13 protein-coding genes and 2 tRNA genes are annotated in these 18,482 nt (G+C 68.0%); 8 read left to right on the forward strand and 7 right to left on the reverse strand.

Translation table 11 applies throughout. The features are described from left to right. Positions 1 to 41 precede the first annotated feature (41 nt). From msrB to AC3WLY_RS31615, 4 genes are all read left to right on the forward strand, one after another. Positions 42 to 473, forward strand: a complete 432-nt coding sequence (gene msrB / locus AC3WLY_RS31600; RefSeq protein WP_072437159.1) for a peptide-methionine (R)-S-oxide reductase MsrB — start codon at positions 42 to 44, stop codon at positions 471 to 473. Between the two features lie 158 nt (positions 474 to 631). After that, positions 632 to 1,162 carry a septation protein A gene (locus AC3WLY_RS31605; protein ID WP_492308767.1) on the forward strand — a complete coding sequence of 177 codons (531 nt, stop codon included), beginning with the start codon at positions 632 to 634 and terminating at the stop codon, positions 1,160 to 1,162. A gap of 1 nt (position 1,163) precedes the next feature. Next, a complete protein-coding gene (locus AC3WLY_RS31610) occupies positions 1,164 to 1,472 on the forward strand; it encodes a BolA family protein (RefSeq protein ID WP_047900921.1) in 309 nt (102 codons plus the stop codon). Positions 1,473 to 1,490: 18 nt separating this feature from the next. Further along, positions 1,491 to 2,273, forward strand: coding sequence for a peptidylprolyl isomerase (locus tag AC3WLY_RS31615; protein WP_072437158.1), 783 nt, complete (start codon positions 1,491 to 1,493; stop codon positions 2,271 to 2,273). Between the two features lie 172 nt (positions 2,274 to 2,445). Here AC3WLY_RS31615 and AC3WLY_RS31620 read toward each other — a convergent pair whose 3' ends face one another. Beyond that, complete coding sequence (locus tag AC3WLY_RS31620) at positions 2,446 to 2,991, reverse strand: GNAT family N-acetyltransferase (RefSeq protein WP_492308768.1); 546 nt, start codon at positions 2,989 to 2,991, stop codon at positions 2,446 to 2,448. Between the two features lie 5 nt (positions 2,992 to 2,996). Beyond that, on the reverse strand, positions 2,997 to 7,061 hold the full coding sequence (gene purL, locus AC3WLY_RS31625) for a phosphoribosylformylglycinamidine synthase (RefSeq protein ID WP_175960999.1): 4,065 nt from the start codon (positions 7,059 to 7,061) through the stop codon (positions 2,997 to 2,999). Between the two features lie 326 nt (positions 7,062 to 7,387). Between purL and AC3WLY_RS31630 the strand changes: the two genes are divergently transcribed. From AC3WLY_RS31630 to pgi, 3 genes are all read left to right on the forward strand, one after another. Then, positions 7,388 to 8,689 carry an FAD-dependent oxidoreductase gene (locus tag AC3WLY_RS31630; RefSeq protein ID WP_425130777.1) on the forward strand — a complete coding sequence of 434 codons (1,302 nt, stop codon included), beginning with the start codon at positions 7,388 to 7,390 and terminating at the stop codon, positions 8,687 to 8,689. A gap of 53 nt (positions 8,690 to 8,742) precedes the next feature. Further along, complete coding sequence (locus tag AC3WLY_RS31635; RefSeq protein WP_492308769.1) at positions 8,743 to 10,287, forward strand: NAD(P)H-hydrate dehydratase; 1,545 nt, start codon at positions 8,743 to 8,745, stop codon at positions 10,285 to 10,287. 111 nt (positions 10,288 to 10,398) lie between these two features. Further along, positions 10,399 to 12,021, forward strand: a complete 1,623-nt coding sequence (pgi, locus tag AC3WLY_RS31640; RefSeq protein WP_175961005.1) for a glucose-6-phosphate isomerase — start codon at positions 10,399 to 10,401, stop codon at positions 12,019 to 12,021. Positions 12,022 to 12,081: 60 nt separating this feature from the next. Here the strand turns inward: pgi and AC3WLY_RS31645 are convergent, their stop codons facing one another. Next, complete coding sequence (locus AC3WLY_RS31645; protein ID WP_072437152.1) at positions 12,082 to 12,795, reverse strand: ABC transporter ATP-binding protein; 714 nt, start codon at positions 12,793 to 12,795, stop codon at positions 12,082 to 12,084. On the opposite strand from AC3WLY_RS31645, the gene AC3WLY_RS31650 reads away from it, so the two are divergent. After that, the gene (locus tag AC3WLY_RS31650; RefSeq protein WP_072437151.1) at positions 12,794 to 13,468 is read left to right on the forward strand and encodes an arylesterase; all 675 of its coding nucleotides are present in this window, start codon (positions 12,794 to 12,796) and stop codon (positions 13,466 to 13,468) included. The genes AC3WLY_RS31645 and AC3WLY_RS31650 overlap by 2 nt on opposite strands. A gap of 74 nt (positions 13,469 to 13,542) precedes the next feature. On the opposite strand, the gene AC3WLY_RS31655 is transcribed toward AC3WLY_RS31650, so the two are convergent. From AC3WLY_RS31655 to lon, 4 genes are all read right to left on the reverse strand, one after another. Further along, complete coding sequence (locus AC3WLY_RS31655; RefSeq protein WP_492308770.1) at positions 13,543 to 15,477, reverse strand: SurA N-terminal domain-containing protein; 1,935 nt, start codon at positions 15,475 to 15,477, stop codon at positions 13,543 to 13,545. Positions 15,478 to 15,647: 170 nt separating this feature from the next. Further along, positions 15,648 to 15,724: transfer RNA gene (locus tag AC3WLY_RS31660), tRNA-Asp, on the reverse strand. Positions 15,725 to 15,747: 23 nt separating this feature from the next. Next, positions 15,748 to 15,823, reverse strand: a tRNA-Val gene (locus tag AC3WLY_RS31665). A 207-nt stretch (positions 15,824 to 16,030) separates the two neighbouring features. Continuing rightward, positions 16,031 to 18,454: an endopeptidase La gene (gene lon / locus AC3WLY_RS31670; RefSeq protein WP_310141185.1), complete on the reverse strand. Its 2,424-nt coding sequence runs from the start codon at positions 18,452 to 18,454 to the stop codon at positions 16,031 to 16,033. Between the last annotated feature and the right edge of the window lie 28 nt (positions 18,455 to 18,482).

Raw genomic sequence — 18,482 nt, forward strand, 5'->3', positions numbered from 1 at the left:
CCAACCCGCGCGTATCGAACGACCGATCAGGAGAACCCCACATGTCCCACGATTCCGACGACAAGACCTTCCCGTACGAGAAGGACGACGCCGAGCTGCGCCGCCGGCTCACGCCGATGCAGTACGAGGTCACGCAGCATGCGGCGACCGAGCGCGCCTTCACCGGCGAATACACCGACACCGAAGACGCCGGCATCTACAAATGCGTCGTCTGCAGCACGCCGCTGTTCGAGTCCGGTTCCAAGTTCCATTCGGGCTGCGGCTGGCCCAGCTACTTCAAGCCGCTCAACGGCGAGGTGATCGACGAGAAGGTCGACTACTCGCACGGCATGGTGCGCGTCGAGGTCCGCTGCAACCATTGCGGCGCGCATCTCGGCCACGTCTTCGAGGACGGCCCGCGCGACAAGACCGGTTTGCGGTACTGCATCAATTCGGCTGCGTTAAACTTCGAGTCCCGACCCGAAAACGAATGAGCGGCGCCGGGCGGATCGGCGAGACGGCCCTTTGGGGGCGACCTTCGCCGGGCGGCCTGCTCTCGGGCTGGCCGCCCCGATCCGCGACGGCGGTGCCTGGCGGGTCCCTACAACGGTGAAAGGCCGCGCACGCGGCGTTTCACGCAGCTGCGAGCGCCATGAAATTCCTGTTCGATCTGTTTCCGATCATCCTGTTTTTTGTCGCCTTCAAGGTCTGGGGCATCTTCACCGCCACCGCCGTCGCGATCGTCGCGACGCTGGCCCAGGTCGCGTGGGTCGCCTTCCGGCACCGGAAGGTCGACACGATGCTGTGGATCAGCCTCGGCGTGATCGTCGTCTTCGGCGGCGCCACCCTCGTCCTGCATGACGAGAAATTCATTCAATGGAAACCGACTGTGCTGTACTGGCTGTTTGCGGTCGGGCTGCTTGCCGCGCGCTATGCGTTCGGCAACAACCTGATCGAGAAGATGATGGGCAAGCAGCTCACGCTGCCGCACCCCGTGTGGGACAAGCTGAACGTCGCGTGGGCGCTGTTCTTCGCGGTGCTCGGCGTCGCGAACCTGTACGTGGTGCACAATTTCACCGAATCGCAATGGGTGAACTTCAAGCTGTTCGGCACGACGGGCGCGATGGTCGTGTTCATCATCCTGCAGAGCCTGTGGCTCACGAAATACCTGAAGGACGAATGACATGACGGACGCCTTTCTCCACGCGTCGCCCGACGAACGCATCGCACTGATCGAGGCACGCCTCACCGCATCGCTCGCACCCGTGTCGCTCGCCGTGCGCGACGACAGCGCACAGCACGCGGGCCACGCCGGCGCGGCCTCGGGCGGCCACTACACGGTCACGATCGTGTCGGCCGCATTCGCGGGCAAGCCGCGCGTCGCACGGCACCGGCTGGTGTATGATGCGCTCGCTGATGCGATGCAGCGCGGCATTCACGCGCTCGCGATCGTGGCTTACACGCCCGAAGAATTCAACGAATCTTCAATCTAGTCTCATTAGGAATTCCCGATGATCCTGAAATCCCCCCGCCTGTGGGTCGCGGCGGCTGCATTCGCAGCGGCACCGGCATTTGCCCAGAACATCGCCGTCGTCAACGGCACGCCGATTCCGAAGTCGCGCGCGGACGCGATGGTTGCCCAGCTCGTCCAGCAAGGCCAGACCGACAGCCCGCAACTGCAGCAGGCCGTGCGCCAGGAACTCGTGAACCGCGAAATCCTGATGCAGGAAGCGATCCGCGAAGGCATCCCGAACCGTCCGGACGTGAAGGCGCAGGTCGCCGTCGCGCAGCAGACCGTCGTGCTGCGTTCGATGATCGAGAGCTTCCTGAAGAAGAACCAGCCGACCGACGCCGAAGTGAAGGCGCGCTACGACGAACTCGTCAAGGGCGCCGGCGGCAACCGCGAATATCACCTGCACCACATCCTCGTCGACAGCGAGCAGCAGGCCAAGGACCTGATCGCGAAGATCAAGGCCGGCGCGAAGTTCGAGGATCTCGCGAAGCAATACTCGAAGGATCCGGGTTCGGGCAAGAACGGCGGCGATCTCGACTGGTCCGACCCGAAGGCGTACGTGCCGGAATTCTCGGCGGCCGCGCAGAAGCTGCAGAAAGGCCAGATGACCGACGCGCCGGTGAAGACGCAGTTCGGCTGGCACATCATCCGCGTCGACGACATCCGCGACATCGCGCCGCCGCCGTTCGACCAGGTGAAGGCGCAGATCGCGCAACAGCTCGTGCAGCAGAAGCTGCAGGCGTTCGAGGAAGGCCTGCGCCAGCAGGCAAAGATCCAGTAACGCAGGCGCCCGTCTCCGTGCATCGGAAAGCCGCTCTTCGGAGCGGCTTTTTCATGTGGCGCGCGGAATCGCACGCATCGTGAGGTTTCGGCAGCCGGTCGACGCGCAATAAAAATGCCGCTCCAAGGAGCGGCATTTTCTGTGCCGAACATCACCCGCGCCGCAGCGTTCGCTACGCGGGATGGAACGCGTCGTGATAGCGCACTTCGCCCGACGGCAGCGGCGCCGCTGCGTCGAACGGCAACGCGAGGAAATACTCGCGCGGTACGTCCGGAAACACGATGTCGCCGGACGGCTCGAACCCGAAGCGCGCGTAGTACGCGGGATCGCCGAGCACGACGCAGCCGCGCGCGCCGAGCCGGCGCAACGCGTCGAGCCCCGCGCGCACGAGCCCGGCGCCGATGCTCTGCCGCTGGCAGTCGGGCAGCACCGCGAGCGGCGCAAGCCCGTACCACTGCTGTCGATCCGCCGGCTCGCCGCCGATCGCGACCGGCGAGAACGCGACGTGGCCGATGATGCAGCCGTCGCGCTCCGCGACGAGCGACACGCTCAGCGCACCGTCCGCGCGCAGCGCGTCGACGATTCGCCGCTCGAACTGCCCGCCCTGCGGTTCGCCCGCGAACGCCGCGACGATCACGCGGCCGATCGCGTCGGCCTCGCTCGCACGCTCGTCGCGCAGCGTGACGATCTCGACCGGCGCGTTCGGGTCGAACCTCATCCGGATCAGCCGATCCAGCGGCGCGCGTTGCGGAACACGCGCATCCACGGGCTCGCTTCACCCCAGCCTTCCGGGTGCCAGCTCATCGCGACCGTCCGGTGCACGCGCTCCATGTGCGGCATCAGCACCGAGAAGCGGCCGTCGGCCGTCGTCACCGACGTGATGCCGGCCGGCGAGCCGTTCGGGTTGAACGGATAGCGCTCGGTCGCTTCGCCGCGGTGGTCGACGTAACGCATCGCGACTGCAACGCGGTCGATGTCGCCCTGCTGCGAGAAATCCGCATAACCTTCGCCGTGCGCGACCGCGACCGGAATCCGCGAGCCTTCCATCCCCGTGAAGAAGATCGACGGCGACTTCTCCACTTCGACGAACGAGAAGCGCGCCTCGAACTGCTCGGACTTGTTGCGCGTGAACTTCGGCCACGCTTGCGCGCCCGGAATCATCGACGCGAGGCTCGACAGCATCTGGCAGCCGTTGCAGATGCCGAGCGCGAACGTGTCGGGACGCGCGAAGAACGCCGAGAACATGTCGGCCAGGTTCGCGTTGAAACGGATCGTCTTCGCCCAGCCTTCGCCCGCACCGAGCACGTCGCCATACGAGAAGCCGCCGCACGCGACCGCACCCGCGAAATCGGCCAGCGTCGCGCGGCCGGCGAGCAGGTCGCTCATGTGCACGTCGTGCGCGTCGAAGCCCGCGCGGTCGAACGCGTAGGCCGTTTCCAGATGCGAGTTCACGCCCTGCTCGCGCAGGATCGCGACGCGCGGCCGCGCGCCGGTCGCGATGAACGGCGCGGCGATGTCGTCGGCCGGATCGAAGCTCAGCACCGGCGAGATGCCCGGATCGGCCGCGTCGAGCAGCGCGTCGTATTCGGCATCCGCGCACGCGGGGTTGTCGCGCAGGCGCGCGATGCGCCAGCTCACTTCGCCCCATGCACGGTGGAGTTCGGTGCGCGGCGCATCGAAGATCTTCTTCGCGTCGCGGTACACCTCGATCACGTCGCGATCGTTGACCGAGCCGATCACGTGCGAGCACGTCGACAGGCCGAACTCGCGCAGCGCGCCGAGCACCGCGTCGCGGTCGGCCGTGCGCACCTGCACGACGGCGCCGAGCTCCTCGGAGAACAGCGCGCGCAGCGTGCGATCGTCGCGGCGGCCGCTCGTCTGCTTCGCCCAGTCCTTCGCGTCGCCGTAGTCGGATTCGTGATGCGGGTCGAGCGTCAGCATGTCGACGTTCAGCGACACGCCCGCGTGGCCCGCGAACGCCATTTCGCACACCGTCGCCCACAGGCCGCCGTCCGAGCGGTCGTGGTACGCAAGCAGCTTGCCCTGCGCATTGAGCGACTGGATCGCGTTGAAGAAGCGCTTCAGGTCTTCCGCATCGTCGACGTCCGGCGTCGTGTCGCCGACCTGCTGCGTGACCTGCGCGAAGATGCTGCCGCCCATCCGGTTCTTGCCGCGGCCGAGATCGATCGCGATCAGCACGCTGTCGCCCGCGTCGGCGACGCGGCGCAGTTGCGGCGTCAGGTGGAGCCGCACGTCCTCGACCGGCGCGAACGCGGAGATGATCAGCGACACCGGCGCGACCACTTCCTTCGCGACGCCCTGCTCGTCCCACTTCGTCTTCATCGACAGCGAGTCCTTGCCGACCGGGATGCCGATCCCGAGCGCCGGGCACAGCTCCATGCCGATCGCCTTGACCGTGTCGAACAGCGCGGCGTCCTCGCCGGCCGTGCCGCACGCGGCCATCCAGTTCGCCGACAGCTTCAGCTTGTCGAGCGACGCGATCGGCGCGCTCGCGATGTTCGTGATCGCTTCGCCGACGGCCATGCGGCCCGATGCCGGCGCGTCGATCACCGCGAGCGGCGTGCGCTCGGCCATCGTCATCGCCTCGCCCTTGAAGCCTGCATAGTCGAGCGCCGTGACCGCGCAGTCGGCCACCGGCACCTGCCACGGGCCGACCATCTGGTCGCGCACCGACGTGCCGCCGACCGACCGGTCGCCGATCGTGATCAGGAACGACTTGCTGCCGACCGTCGGGTGCTTCAGCACGTCGACCGCGACTTCCGACAGCGCGATGCCCGTCACGTCGACCGGCGCGCGCTCGGTCGCCACGCGCGTGACGTCGCGGTGCATGCGCGGCGGCTTGCCGAGCAGCACTTCCATCGGCATGTCGACCGGATATTCGTCGGCACCCGTCGCTTCGGCATCGACGAGCTGCAGCTGGCGCTCGTCGGTTGCAACACCGACCACCGCGAACGGGCAGCGCTCACGCGCGCAGATCGCCTCGAAGCGCGGCAGGTCGGCCGGCGCGATCGCGAGCACGTAGCGCTCCTGCGCCTCGTTCGACCAGATCTCGCGCGGCGACAGGCCCGATTCCTCGAGCGCGACCTTGCGCAGTTCGAAGCGCGCGCCCTTGCCCGCGCCGTCGACGATCTCGGGGAACGCGTTCGACAGGCCGCCCGCGCCGACGTCGTGGATGCTCAGGATCGGGTTTTCCGCGCCGAGCTGCCAGCAGCCGTTGATCACTTCCTGCGCGCGACGCTCGATTTCGGGATTGCCGCGCTGCACCGAGTCGAAATCGAGCTCGGCCGTGTTCGCGCCGGTCGCCATCGAGCTCGCGGCGCCGCCGCCCATGCCGATCCGCATGCCGGGGCCGCCGATCTGGATCAGCAGCGAGCCGGCCGGCACGTCGTGCTTGTGCGTGTGTTGATCCGCGATGTTGCCGAGGCCGCCCGCGATCATGATCGGCTTGTGATAGCCGCGCACCTGGCCGCCGACGTTCTGCTCGTACACGCGGAAGTAGCCGCCGAGGTTCGGGCGGCCGAATTCGTTGTTGAACGCGGCGCCGCCGAGCGGGCCGTCGATCATGATCTGCAGCGGCGACGCGATGCGGTCCGGGCGGCCATACGGGCCGTGCGCATCGTTCGGGTTGCGCTCGCCGACCGGCTGCGCCGCATCGCGCGCGTTTTCCCACGACTGGCGTGCATCGGGCAGGTCGAGGTTCGACACGGTGAAGCCCGTGAGCCCGGCCTTCGGACGCGCGCCGCGGCCCGTCGCGCCTTCGTCGCGGATCTCGCCGCCCGCGCCGGTCGCCGCACCCGGGAACGGCGAGATCGCCGTCGGATGGTTGTGCGTCTCGACCTTCATCAGCGTGTGCGTGAGCTCGGTGTGGCGGCCATAGCGCTCGCCGGGCTCGCCGGCCGCGCCCGCGTTGCGCGGGAACCAGCGCTCGGCCTCGGCGCCCATCATGATCGACGAGTTGTCGGAATACGCGACGATCGTGCCCTGCGGATTCAGCTTCTCGGTGTTGCGGATCATCGCGAACAGCGACATGTCCTGCGCTTGCCCGTCGATCGTCCACTGCGCGTTGAAGATCTTGTGGCGGCAGTGCTCGCTGTTCGCCTGCGCGAACATCATCAGTTCGACGTCGGTCGGATTGCGTTCGAGCTTGCGGAATGCGTCGACCAGGTAATCGATCTCGTCGTCGGCGAGCGCGAGGCCCAGCTCGACGTTCGCGCGCTCGAGCGCGCCGCGGCCGACGCCCAGCACGTCGACGCTCGCGAGCGGCTTGGCCGGCAGTTCGTCGAACAGGTGCTTCGCGTCGTCGCGCGCGGCGACCACGCTTTCGGTCATCCGGTCATGCAGCGCAGCGGCGACGGCCGCACGCGCGTCGTCGGACAGCGCCTTCTTGCCGCCAAGCAGGCCCGACTTCAGCGTGACCGTGAATTCGACGCCGCGCTCGATGCGGCGCACCTGCGTGAGGCCGCAGTGCTGCGCGATGTCGGTCGCCTTGCTCGCCCACGGCGAGACCGTGCCGAAGCGCGGCAGCACGACGAAGGTCTCGGCCGCGCCCTTCTCGGCCGCCGGCTCGAACGGCGCGCCGTAGTGCATCAGCGCGTCGATGCGCGCGCTGTCGTCGGCCGACAGCGGCTCGGCCGCATTGACGAAGTGCAGGAACTGGCCGCGCACCGCGACGATGTTGGCGTCGATTTGCCTGAGCGTGTCGAGCAGACGGGTTTGACGGAAATCGGAAAGGGCCGAAGCACCGGGAAAACACGAGAAGTGAGCCATGGGCTGGACTGACGTCGATGAGTCGCGCGAGGTGGCGACGTGGAGCGAAAGGAAGGCCGTAATTATACCCGGAAGTCAGTCGCCCCAAACCGGCCGATCGGCGCCCGCATGCACCGCGACGGTGCCGCGGCGCGCGCCGTGCATGGCCGCCCGTCGGGCCGGCCCGCCCGGGTACGGCAGCCGGCGCCGCCGCGCGGCAGCATGGCACCTGCTCGCGCGACGCCGGTTACCGCGATTTTGGCGCTATCATTCCGGGTTCACCGGGCCCGGGCCCTCAGCGAATCCTCACCGGGCGGCGTGCGCGCCGCCCGTCATCGAAGCAATCCATGGATGTCATCGTCATCGGCGGCGGAATCAGCGGCGTCGCCACCGCCTACCAGTTGCGCGCGGCCGGCCATCGCGTGTGCGTGGTCGAACGCCACGCGACCGTCGCGCAGGGAGCGACCTACGGCGACGGCGGCGCGCTGCTGCCGAGCCCGCTCGACGTCTGGTTCGGTCCGACCTTCATGCGCCAGCGCCAGCCGCGCGACAGCGGCATCGTCTACAAGCCGGGCTTCAACGGCGGCGTGCGCCGCTTCGTCAAGCAGCTCGGCGCGCTGCGCGAGCCCGATGCGTTCGCCGCGCAGTACGCGCGGCTGCGCCCGCTGATCGACGCGTCGCGCGACACGCTCGCCGACATCGAGGCGCGCCTCGAACTCGAATTCGAACAGAAGCCCGGCATCCTGCACGTCGTGCGCGATCCGCGCGACTGGGAAGCGATGCAGCCCGCGCTCGACCTGCTGCGCACGCTCGACCAGCCGTACCGCATGCTGAGCGCCGACGAATGCGCGGCGCTCGAACCGTCGGTGCCGGCCGAGCCCGGCTTCGCCGGCGGCGTGCTGCTCGAGACCGAGCGCACCGGAAACTGCCCGCTGTTCGCGAAACTGGTCAAGCAGACGCTCGACGAGCACGGCGTGCAGTTCCGCTTCGGCGCGGACGTCGCTGCGATCCGCGTCGATACCGGCCGCGCCGCGATCGAACTGGTACCGTCCGGCCAGCGGAACGCGGCGAAGGCGCACGAGGTCGACGTGATTTCCGCCGACGCGATCGTGGTCGCCGCCGGCGCCGGCAGCCTGCCGCTGCTCGAACGGCTCGGCTGGCGCCTGCCGCTGCACCCGGTGCGGGTCCACACGCTCACCGCGCCGGTCGCGTACGAAGAGCACGCGCCGCACCTGAGCGTCGTCGATTCGATCAAGCGCATCTCGATCACGCGCACCCACCAGCGGCTGCGCATCGGCGGCGCCGCCGTGCTGCAGAGCCTGCCCGACACCGCGAAGCCGCTTGCCGAGCCGCTGTCCGAGGCCGCGCTCGCGCTGCTCGGCCAGGCCGTCCACGACTGGGTGCCCGGTGCCGCCAGGATCTCGGCTGCGCTGTCGTGGCAAGGCACGCAACTGCTGTCGCCGGACGGCCTTCCCGTCGTGGGTCCGACCCCGCATCCGCGCGTGTTTGTCAATTTCGGGCACGGCCCGACCGGCTGGGGGCTCGCGTGCGGGTCTGCTAAAGTGGTGACCGACTACCTCGGCGGCGACGTGCAGCACTGGCCCGCCGACACGCTCGCCGCACTGCGCGCCGGGCGCTTCACGACCTGACCGCCGCGGGCCCGTCCCGTGGCGGCATCCTTGCCAGCCGCCACGATCCCGCGATGACCGCTACCCGCCCGCTTCCCGATTCCGATCCGATCGCACTGCTGCGCGTCGCCGACTTGCGCACGGCCGAAGCCGACGCGGCCGCGGCGCTGCCGCCGCACACACTGATGGGCCGTGCGGGTGCCGCCGCCGCGCGCTGGCTGTCCGAGCGCGTCGCCGGCGACGACCGCCCCGTATGGTTCGCGGTCGGCCCCGGCAACAACGGCGGCGACGCGTTGGTCGCCGCCGCGCAGCTCCAGCAACTCGGCATCGCGACGCAGGCGTGGATGCCGGTGCCGGTCAAGCCGGACGACGCGCAATGGGCGCTCGGCCTCGCGCGCGCGGCCGGCGTCCCGCTGTCGGCCACGCCGCCCGCGTCGCTGGACGGTTACGCATGGGTCGTCGACGGGCTGTTCGGCATCGGTCTCGGCCGCGCGCTCGACGGCGCGTTCGCCGAACAGGCCGCGCGCATTGCCGCGCATGCACGGCGCGGCGGCCGCGTGCTCGCGCTCGACGTGCCGAGCGGGCTCGACAGCGATACGGGCCGGATCGTCGGCGCAGGCGTCGCCGTCACGGCCACGCATACGCTCACCTTCATCGGCGCGAAGCCGGGCCTCTACACGGGCGACGGCCGCGACCTCGCCGGCGAGATCGACGTCGCGTCGCTCGACGTCGCACCGCCTGCCGCGCCGGCCATCGTGCTGAACACGCCCGAGCGATTCGCCGCGGCGCTGCCCGCGCGCGCGTTCGCGTCCCACAAGGGCACCTTCGGCAGCCTCGCGGTGCTCGGCGGCGACACCGGCATGTGCGGCGCACCGATCCTGGCCGCGCGCGCCGCGCTGTTCGCGGGCGCCGGCAAGGTGCACGTCGGCTTCCTCGGCGCCGGCGCGCCGCCGTACGACCCGCCGTTCCCCGAACTGATGCTGCATCCGGCCGATAGCCTCGACCTCGGCGCGATGACCGCGATCGCGGCCGGCTGCGGCCTCGGCACGCGCGAAGCCGCGGCAACGCTCGTGCGCGACGTGCTCGCCCGCGACGCCGCGACGCTGCTCGATGCGGACGCGCTGAACCTCGTCGCGACGCACGCGGACCTCGCGGCCGCCGTTGCCGCGCGCGGCGCCCGCGGCAATCCCTGCGTGCTGACCCCGCACCCGCTCGAGGCCGCGCGGCTGCTCGGCAGCGACACGGCGACGGTGCAGCGCGACCGCGTCGCGGCGGCGCAGGCGCTCGCCGCGCGCCATGCAGCCATCGTCGTGCTGAAAGGCTCGGGCACGGTGATTGCAGCACCCGACGGCCGCGTGACGATCAACCCGACCGGCAACGCGGCGCTCGCCACCGGCGGCACCGGCGACGTGCTCGGCGGCCTGATCGGCGCGCTGCTCGCACAGCGAGTCACACCGTACGAGGCGGCGCTCGCGGGCGTCTACCTGCACGGCCTCGCGGCCGACACGCTGACCGCGCACGGCACCGGCCCGGCCGGGCTCACGGCCGGCGAACTCGCACCGATGGTGCGCACGCTGATCAATCGCCTTTTTTATCCATCGCCGCGCGCCGACGCATAACGCCGCTATACTGACTGCCCCGCCGCACGGCGGGCCCTCTCGTCCGCCGGCCTGCCGATTCCGATGAGCCGGCGCGGCATTCCTCCCGATTCACGCTTCACTCGAACCGCCATGACGCTGAATTCGCTCCCCGCCTGGACTGCCCTTCAATCCCACTTCGAACAGATCCGCCACGCCCGGCTGCGCGACTGGTTCGCACCGGAAAACGACCGCGCGCCGACCCGCGCCGAACGCTTCACGATCCCGGGCGGCGGTCTCGCGGCCGACTTCTCGAAGAACCGCATCAACGACGAAACGCTGCGCCTGCTCGTGCAGCTCGCGCGCGACGCGGGCGTCGAAACGCGCCGCGACGCGATGTTCGCGGGCGAGATCGTCAACGCGACCGAAGGCCGCGCCGCGCTGCACACCGCGTTGCGCGCGACCGACCCGCACGCGCCGTTCCACGCGCAGGTGAGCGCCGAGCGCGCGAAGATGGCGACGTTCGCGCGCGCCGTGCGCAGCGGCACGTGGACGGGCTACACGGGCAAGCGCATCCGCCACGTGATCAACATCGGCATCGGCGGCTCCGATCTCGGGCCGAAGATGGTCGTGCATGCGCTGCACCACGTCGCGACGCCCGACATCTCGACCCACTTCGTGTCGAACGTCGACGGCGCCGATCTCGCGCGCGTGCTCGAACAGGTCGATCCCGAGGAAACGCTCGCGATCATCGTGTCGAAGACCTTCACGACGCTCGAGACGATGACGAACGCACGCTCGCTGCGCGACTGGTTCGTCGCACGCGGCTGCCCCGAGGACGCGCTCGCGAAGCACTTCGTCGGCGTGTCGGCGAACCCGGCCGAAGTCGTGAAGTTCGGCATCGCCGCGGACAACGTGTTCGAAATGTGGGACTGGGTCGGCGGCCGCTATTCGCTGTGGTCGGCGGTCGGCCTGTCGATCATGATCGCGATCGGCCCCGAGCAGTTCGACGAGCTGCTGGCCGGCGCGAACGACATGGACCGCCATTTCCGCGAAGCGCCGCTCGAGCGCAACCTGCCGGTGCTACTCGGCCTGATCGGCATCTGGTACCGGAATTTCTTCGGCTCGCAGAGCTATCTCGTCGCGCCGTATTCGGAAGCGCTGCACTACCTGCCGTCGTACCTGCAGCAGCTCGAAATGGAGAGCAACGGCAAATCCGCGCGCCTGGACGGCACCTTCGTCGATTACCCGACGTCGGCCGTCACGTGGGGCGAGCCGGGCACCAACGGCCAGCATGCGTTCTTCCAGATGCTGCACCAGGGGCCGACGATCGTGCCGATCGACTTCATCGCGGTGCTGACGCCCGAGCATCCGCTCGCGAGCCATCATCCGAAACTGCTCGCGAACTGCTTCGCGCAGAGCGAGGCGCTGATGCTCGGCCGCACGCTCGACGAAGCGCGCAAGGTCGCGGGGCCCGGCAAGGAAGCGCTCGCGCCGCACCTGACGTTCCCCGGCAACCGCCCGACGACGACGCTGCTCGTCGATGCGCTGACGCCGCGCACGCTCGGCGCGCTGATCGCGCTTTACGAGCACAAGGTGCTCGTGCAGGCGACGGTGTGGGACATCAATCCGTTCGACCAGTGGGGCGTCGAGCTCGGCAAGATTCTCGGCAAGGTCGTCGAAGCCGACCTGTCGGCCGAGTCGGTCGATCCCGCGAAGCACGACTCGTCGACCACGGCGCTGATCGAACGCGCCCGCGCGGCGCTCAAGCGCTGACGCGACGGCGTCACGCGCACGCCGGCCGCGCATTGCACCCCGCGCGGCTGGCAGGAAAATTCAGGCGCCGCGCTGCGCTGCGTGCGGCTCGACGATGTGCCCGGCATCGAGCGTCACCGTCGTCGCGCAGCGGCGCGCCAGTTCGGCATCGTGCGTGACGAGCACGAGCGTTGCGCCGTGCGTGCGGTTCAGTTCGAACATCAGGTCGATGACCGCATGCCCCGTCGCCGCATCGAGGCTGCCGGTCGGTTCGTCGGCAAACAGGATCGCCGGGCGCGTGACGAACGCGCGCGCGAGCGCGACGCGCTGCTGCTCGCCGCCCGACAGCAGCTTCGGATAATGCGCGGTGCGTTCGCCGAGACCGACCTGCACCAGCAGCGCCCGTGCGCGGTCGGCCGCCTCGCGCGCGCTGATGCCGCCCCGCAGCTCGAGCGGCAGCATCACGTTTTCGAGCGCCGTCAGGTGCGGCATCAACTGGAACGACTGGAACACGAACCCGACGGCACCGTTGCGCAGCGCGGCGCGCTCGTCCTCGTCGAGCTGGTCGAGCGCGCGGCCGAGCAGGCGAACCGTGCCGCTCGTCGCGCTGTCCAACCCTGCAAGCAGGCCGAGCAGCGTCGACTTGCCCGACCCCGACGCACCGACGATCGCGAGGCTGCTGCCCGGCCGCACGGCGAGCGTGATGCCGTCGAGGATCGTCAGCTCGCCCGTTGCGTCGGCGACCCGCTTGCACACGTCATGGACTTCGATGATCGGATCGGTAATCTTGAACATGGACACGACATTTCGCTGGAAAAGACGCGCGGCGCTCGCCGCGCTGCTGGGCACCCTGCTGACCGCAACCGCGCCCGCACGCGCCGTGACGGCGCCGGCCCCGACATCGGGCCAGCCGGTGATCGTCGTGCTCGGCGACAGCCTGTCGGCCGAATACGGGCTGCCGCGCGACACGGGCTGGGTTGCATTGCTGCGACAGCGGCTCACGAACGAGCGAATCGATTATAGCGTCGCGAACGCCAGCGTCAGCGGCGACACCACGAGCGGCGGCCGCGCGCGGCTGCCTGCGGTGCTGCAGCGGCTCAAGCCTTCGATCGTCGTCGTCGAGCTCGGTTCGAACGATGCGCTGCGCGGCGTGCCGCTCGCGACGACCGAGCAGAACCTGCGCGACATCATCGCCGGCGCACGGCGTGCACAGGCGAAGGTCGTGCTGGTCGGCATGTACGTGCCGCCCAATTACGGCCCCGACTACACGCAGAAGTTCCACGCCGTCTATACGCGGCTGTCGAAGGATCTCGGCGTGCCGCTCGTGCCGTTCCTGCTGGCCGGCATCGAGAACAAGCCCGAGATGTTCCAGGCCGACCAGATGCATCCCGCGCAGCAGGCGCAGGGCATTCTGCTCGACAACGTGTGGCCGGCACTGAAGCCGCTGCTCGGCAAGCCGCGCGGTTGACGACGTACCGCCCGCCGGAAAACAAAAAGCCCCGCTCGAAGCGGGGCTTTTTATTGTTGCGTGCGAAACGGTACTCAGTTGGCGCCATCCTGCGACTGGCTGGTCGTCGTCCCGTACAGCTTCACCTTCGAACGATCGCGCAGCGCGGCGAGATACGCTTCGCCTTCGCTCTGCGCGTCGACCTGCGCCATCTGCTGCTGCGCGGCCGCCAGTTGCTGCGGATCGACGGCCGTACCCGGGATCACCGCGTTCACGCGGTAGATCGCGTAGCCGTCCGCGCCGAGATCGACGCCGACGTAAGCCGGCAGCGTCTTCGCATCGACCTTGTAGACGGCGCTCAGCGCGGCCGGCGTCAGGCCCTGCGATTGCGTGCGCGACACCTTCTGCGCTGCCGCGAACCCGTCGGTCGACTTCGACTTCTGCAGCTCGGCCAGCTTCGCCGCACCGTCCTTCTGCGCGAGTGCCGCGGCCTGCTCGGCGACGACCTTCTGGCGCACGACGTCCTTGATCGCATCGAGCGCGGGCACGGCAGCCGGCTTGTAGTCGGTCACGCGCGCCGAGATCAGCGTGTTGTTGCCGACGTCGATCGCCTGCGTGTTGTTCTGGTTCTTCACCGAGTCGTTCGCGAACACGGCGGCCAGGAACTTCGGATTGTTCAGCGGGCTCGTCGGCGGCAGCTGCGGATTCGGCGTCGGCATGACGGTGGCCGTCTGGATCGTCAGCTTGTACTTGTCCGCGGCCGGCTGCAGCGTCTTCGCCTTTTCGTAGACGGTCGACGTGAAACCTTCCGCGTTGTCCGTGAACGCCTTCGAAGCGTACTGCTGCTTCAGGTCGATCGCGATCCGGTCCTTCACTTCCGCGAACGGCTTGACGGCCGCCGGCTTCACTTCGGTCGCCTTCAGCACGTGGAAGCCGAGATCCGACTGCACGACGCCGCTCACGTCGCCCTGCTTGAGCGCGAACGCGGCATCGTCGAACGCCTTGCCGCCCGCCGTCGAGCCGCGCGTGATGAAACCGAGGTCGCCGCCCTTCGCGGCCGACGGCGCGTCCTGCGAGCTCTTCTGCGCGATCTGCGCGAACTGGTCCGGATGCGCCTTCACGTCGGCGAGCAGTTGCTCGGCCTTCGCCTTCGCTGCGGCCTTGTCTGCCGCGCTTGCGCTGCTCGCCGCGGCGATGAAGATGTGGCTCACGCGAACCTGCGCTTCGGTGCGGAAGTGCGTCGGGTTGTCGTCGTAGAACTTCTTGATGTCCGCATCGGTCGGCTGGGCGCTTGCAGCGGCCGCGGCCGGCGAATAGACGAGGTACTGGATCGTCGCGGTCTCGGGCGTCGCGAAGCCCTGCTTGTGCGCGTCGTAGTACGCGGCGAGCTGCGCGTCGGTCGGCTGGACCTTCGATGCGTAGTCGCTCGTCTTCAGCACGAGCGCCTGCACGTCGCGCTGCTGCGCGGCGAGTTCGGACAGGCGTTGCGCGAGGCTCTTCGGCGTGAACGCGCTCGACACGATGCTGGCCGGAATCTGCTGCAGTGCGAGGCTGTAGCGCACGCGCTCCTGATACTGCTCGGGCGTCATCCCCTGGAACGACAGCAGTTGCGCGTAACGCTCGACGTCGATCGAACCGTCGGGCTTCTTCAGCGACGCGATCATCGGGTCGCTCATCAGCGCATCGCGCACCGCATTGTCGGACGCGGTCAGGTGCAGACGCTGCGTTTCATCGGCCAGCACGCGCTGCTGGATCAGGCCGTCGAGCACCTGCTTGCGATGCTCGGGCGTATCGAACATCTTGATGTCGAACTGCCCGCCGAGCGCCTGACGCGCCTGGTCGATCTGCTGGCGGAACGCGCCGTCGAATTCGACCCGCGTGATCTTGTGCCCGTTGACTGCTGCGGCGTTCGCACTGTCGTCGAAGAAGCCGCGGAAGCCTTGGATCCCGACGAAACCCAGCCCCGGCAACACGATCAGGAGCAGGAGCGCCATCATCAGGCGCTGGTGATTACGGAAGAAATCGAGCATGCGTGACGGGAAAATTGGACAAAACGACCGATATTACAACATACGGGGTGGGACGGGAGAAAAGCAGCGGCGCAGGCGCGCTTGCTCTGCTCCGCAGTCACGCGCCCGCCAGCGTGCGCAATCGGAAACGCAAATGAAAAAGCCCGCACAAGGCGGGCTTTTTCATTTTCTGGCGGAGCGGACGGGACTCGAACCCGCGACCCCCGGCGTGACAGGCCGGTATTCTAACCGACTGAACTACCGCTCCTTGGTCTGGCTGAATCAGGAAACTGGTGGGTGCTGAGGGGTTCGAACCCCCGACCTACGCCTTGTAAGGGCGCCGCTCTACCAGCTGAGCTAAGCACCCGTTCCCGATTCGTTCTGGCTGCGATCTGCGTTTCCGCATCAACAACCAGCGAGCCCGCAAGTTTAATTCATCCCCGATCATTTTGCCAAGCCCGGGCGCGAATTTTTTTCTGCCGCCCCCGTTCGCGATTCCGTGTGCACATAAAAAAACCCGCGGACACACCGCGGGTTTCGTGAACAACCGTCAGAAAGGACGGCGTTCAGGGTCTCAGTGCTTGACGACTTCCGTCGAGCCGGCCTCCTTCGCCGCCTCGCCGACCGGCGCTGCTGCCTTCGCTTCTTCTTCCGGCGGCAGCGGAGTCGGCGAACGCTCGAGCGCGAGCTCCAGCACCTTGTCGATCCAGCGGACCGGCACGATCTCGATCGCGTTCTTCACGTTGTCCGGAATGTCCGCGAGATCCTTCACGTTCTCTTCCGGAATCAGCACGAGCTTGATGCCGCCGCGATGCGCGGCCAGCAGCTTTTCCTTCAGCCCGCCGATCGGCAGCACTTCGCCACGCAACGTGATTTCGCCCGTCATCGCGACATCGGCACGCACGGGGATACCCGTCAGCACCGACACCAGCGCGGTCGTCATCGCACCGCCGGCGGACGGACCGTCCTTCGGCGTCGCGCCTTCCGGCACGTGAATGTGGATGTCCTGCTTCTCGAACGCTTCGTCCTTGATGCCCAGACGGCGCGAACGCGAGCGCACGACCGAACGCGCCGCCTCGACCGACTCCTTCATCACGTCGCCGAGCGAACCCGTGCGGATCACGTTGCCCTTGCCCGGCATCACCGCGGCTTCGATCGTCAGCAGGTCGCCGCCGACCTCCGTCCACGCGAGGCCCGTCACCTGGCCGACCTGGTTTTCCTTCGCCGCGAGGCCGAAGTCGTATTTGCGCACGCCGAGGAACGTATCGAGGTTCTCGCCATCGACCTTGATCGCGCCCGATGCCTTCTTCAGCAGCAGCATCTTCACGACCTTGCGGCAGATCTTCGACACTTCCCGCTCGAGCGAACGCACACCGGCTTCGCGCGTGTAGTAGCGGATGATGTCGCGGATCGCCTGCTCGGTGACGTCGACCTCGCCTTCCTTCAGCCCGTTGTTCTTCTTCTGCTTCGGCAGCAGGTAACGCTGCGCGATGCTGACCTTCTCGTCTTCCGTGTAACCCGACAGACGGATCACTTCCATCCGGTCGAGCAGCGGCGGCGGGATGTTCAGCGAGTTCGACGTCGCGACGAACATCACGTCCGACAGGTCGAAGTCGACCTCGATGTAGTGGTCGGCGAACGTATGGTTCTGTTCGGGATCAAGCACTTCGAGCAGCGCCGACGACGGATCGCCGCGGAAATCCATGCCCATCTTGTCGACTTCGTCGAGCAGGAAGAGCGGATTGCGCACGCCGACCTTCGTCAGGCTCTGCAGGATCTTGCCCGGCATCGAACCGATATACGTACGGCGGTGGCCGCGGATCTCGGCTTCGTCACGCACGCCGCCGAGCGCCATCCGGACGAACTTGCGGTTCGTCGCACGAGCGATCGACTGGCCGAGCGAGGTCTTGCCAACGCCCGGGGGCCCGACGAGGCACAGGATCGGCGCCTTGACCTTGTCGACGCGCTGTTGCACCGCGAGATACTCGAGAATGCGTTCCTTGACCTTCTCGAGGCCGAAGTGATCCTCGTCGAGCACCTGCTCGGCGTTCGACAGGTCGTTGTTGACCTTGCTCTTCTTGCGCCACGGCAGGCCGATCAGCGTGTCGATGTAGTTGCGCACGACGGTCGCTTCCGCCGACATCGGCGACATCAGCTTCAGCTTCTTCAGCTCGGCATCGGCCTTCTTCTTGGCTTCCTTCGGCATGCGCGCGGCGTTGATGCGCTTCTCGAGTTCCTCGAGATCGGCACCCTCTTCGCCTTCGCCCAGTTCCTTCTGGATCGCCTTGACCTGCTCGTTCAGGTAGTACTCGCGCTGGCTCTTTTCCATCTGGCGCTTCACGCGCCCGCGGATGCGCTTTTCGACCTGCAGGATGTCGATCTCGGCTTCGAGCTGCGCGAGCAGGTGCTCGAGGCGCTCGATGACCGGGAACATCTCGAGGATGTGCTGCTTCTGGTCGAGCTTCAGCGGCAGGCGCTCGGCGATCATGTCGGCGAGGCGACCTGCTTCGTCGATGCCCGACAGCGACGTGAGGATCTCCGGCGGGATCTTCTTGTTCAGCTTCACGTACTGGTCGAACTGCGACACGATCGCGCGGCGCAGCGCTTCCGTTTCGGCGCTGTCGGCATGATCCGGCTCGAGCGGCATCACGTCGCAGGAGAACTGCGTCTCCTGTTCTTCGATCGACAGTGCCTTCGCACGCTGCAGGCCTTCGACGAGCACCTTCACGGTGCCGTCCGGCAGCTTCAGCATCTGCAGGATGTTGGCGATACAACCGACCTCGTACATGTCCTTTTCGGTCGGTTCGTCCTTGGCCGCGGTTTTCTGGGCGACGAGCATGATGTGCTTGCCGCCTTCCATCGCTGCTTCGAGGGCCTTGATCGATTTCGGCCGGCCCACGAAGAGCGGAATCACCATGTGCGGGAAAACGACGACATCCCGCAGCGGCAGCAGCGGGAGCGTGATGCGTTCCGGCGGGAGAAGTTGGGTGCCTGACATTTCATTTCCCCATGAGTGGAATCAATTG

The sequence above is a fragment of the Burkholderia sp. FW306-1C-G01B genome, assembly GCF_058781685.1.

What these genes read in the sequence shown, in the direction of transcription:
- msrB (WP_072437159.1), top strand. Translation starts at nt 42, where the DNA reads ATGTCCCACGATTCCGACGACAAGACCTTCCCGTACGAGAAGGACGAC.
- AC3WLY_RS31605 (WP_492308767.1), top strand. Translation starts at nt 632, where the DNA reads ATGAAATTCCTGTTCGATCTGTTTCCGATCATCCTGTTTTTTGTCGCC.
- AC3WLY_RS31610 (WP_047900921.1), top strand. Translation starts at nt 1,164, where the DNA reads ATGACGGACGCCTTTCTCCACGCGTCGCCCGACGAACGCATCGCACTG.
- AC3WLY_RS31615 (WP_072437158.1), top strand. Translation starts at nt 1,491, where the DNA reads ATGATCCTGAAATCCCCCCGCCTGTGGGTCGCGGCGGCTGCATTCGCA.
- AC3WLY_RS31620 (WP_492308768.1), bottom strand. Translation starts at nt 2,991, where the DNA reads ATGAGGTTCGACCCGAACGCGCCGGTCGAGATCGTCACGCTGCGCGAC.
- purL (WP_175960999.1), bottom strand. Translation starts at nt 7,061, where the DNA reads ATGGCTCACTTCTCGTGTTTTCCCGGTGCTTCGGCCCTTTCCGATTTC.
- AC3WLY_RS31630 (WP_425130777.1), top strand. Translation starts at nt 7,388, where the DNA reads ATGGATGTCATCGTCATCGGCGGCGGAATCAGCGGCGTCGCCACCGCC.
- AC3WLY_RS31635 (WP_492308769.1), top strand. Translation starts at nt 8,743, where the DNA reads ATGACCGCTACCCGCCCGCTTCCCGATTCCGATCCGATCGCACTGCTG.
- pgi (WP_175961005.1), top strand. Translation starts at nt 10,399, where the DNA reads ATGACGCTGAATTCGCTCCCCGCCTGGACTGCCCTTCAATCCCACTTC.
- AC3WLY_RS31650 (WP_072437151.1), top strand. Translation starts at nt 12,794, where the DNA reads ATGGACACGACATTTCGCTGGAAAAGACGCGCGGCGCTCGCCGCGCTG.
- AC3WLY_RS31645 (WP_072437152.1), bottom strand. Translation starts at nt 12,795, where the DNA reads ATGTTCAAGATTACCGATCCGATCATCGAAGTCCATGACGTGTGCAAG.
- AC3WLY_RS31655 (WP_492308770.1), bottom strand. Translation starts at nt 15,477, where the DNA reads ATGCTCGATTTCTTCCGTAATCACCAGCGCCTGATGATGGCGCTCCTG.
- lon (WP_310141185.1), bottom strand. Translation starts at nt 18,454, where the DNA reads ATGTCAGGCACCCAACTTCTCCCGCCGGAACGCATCACGCTCCCGCTG.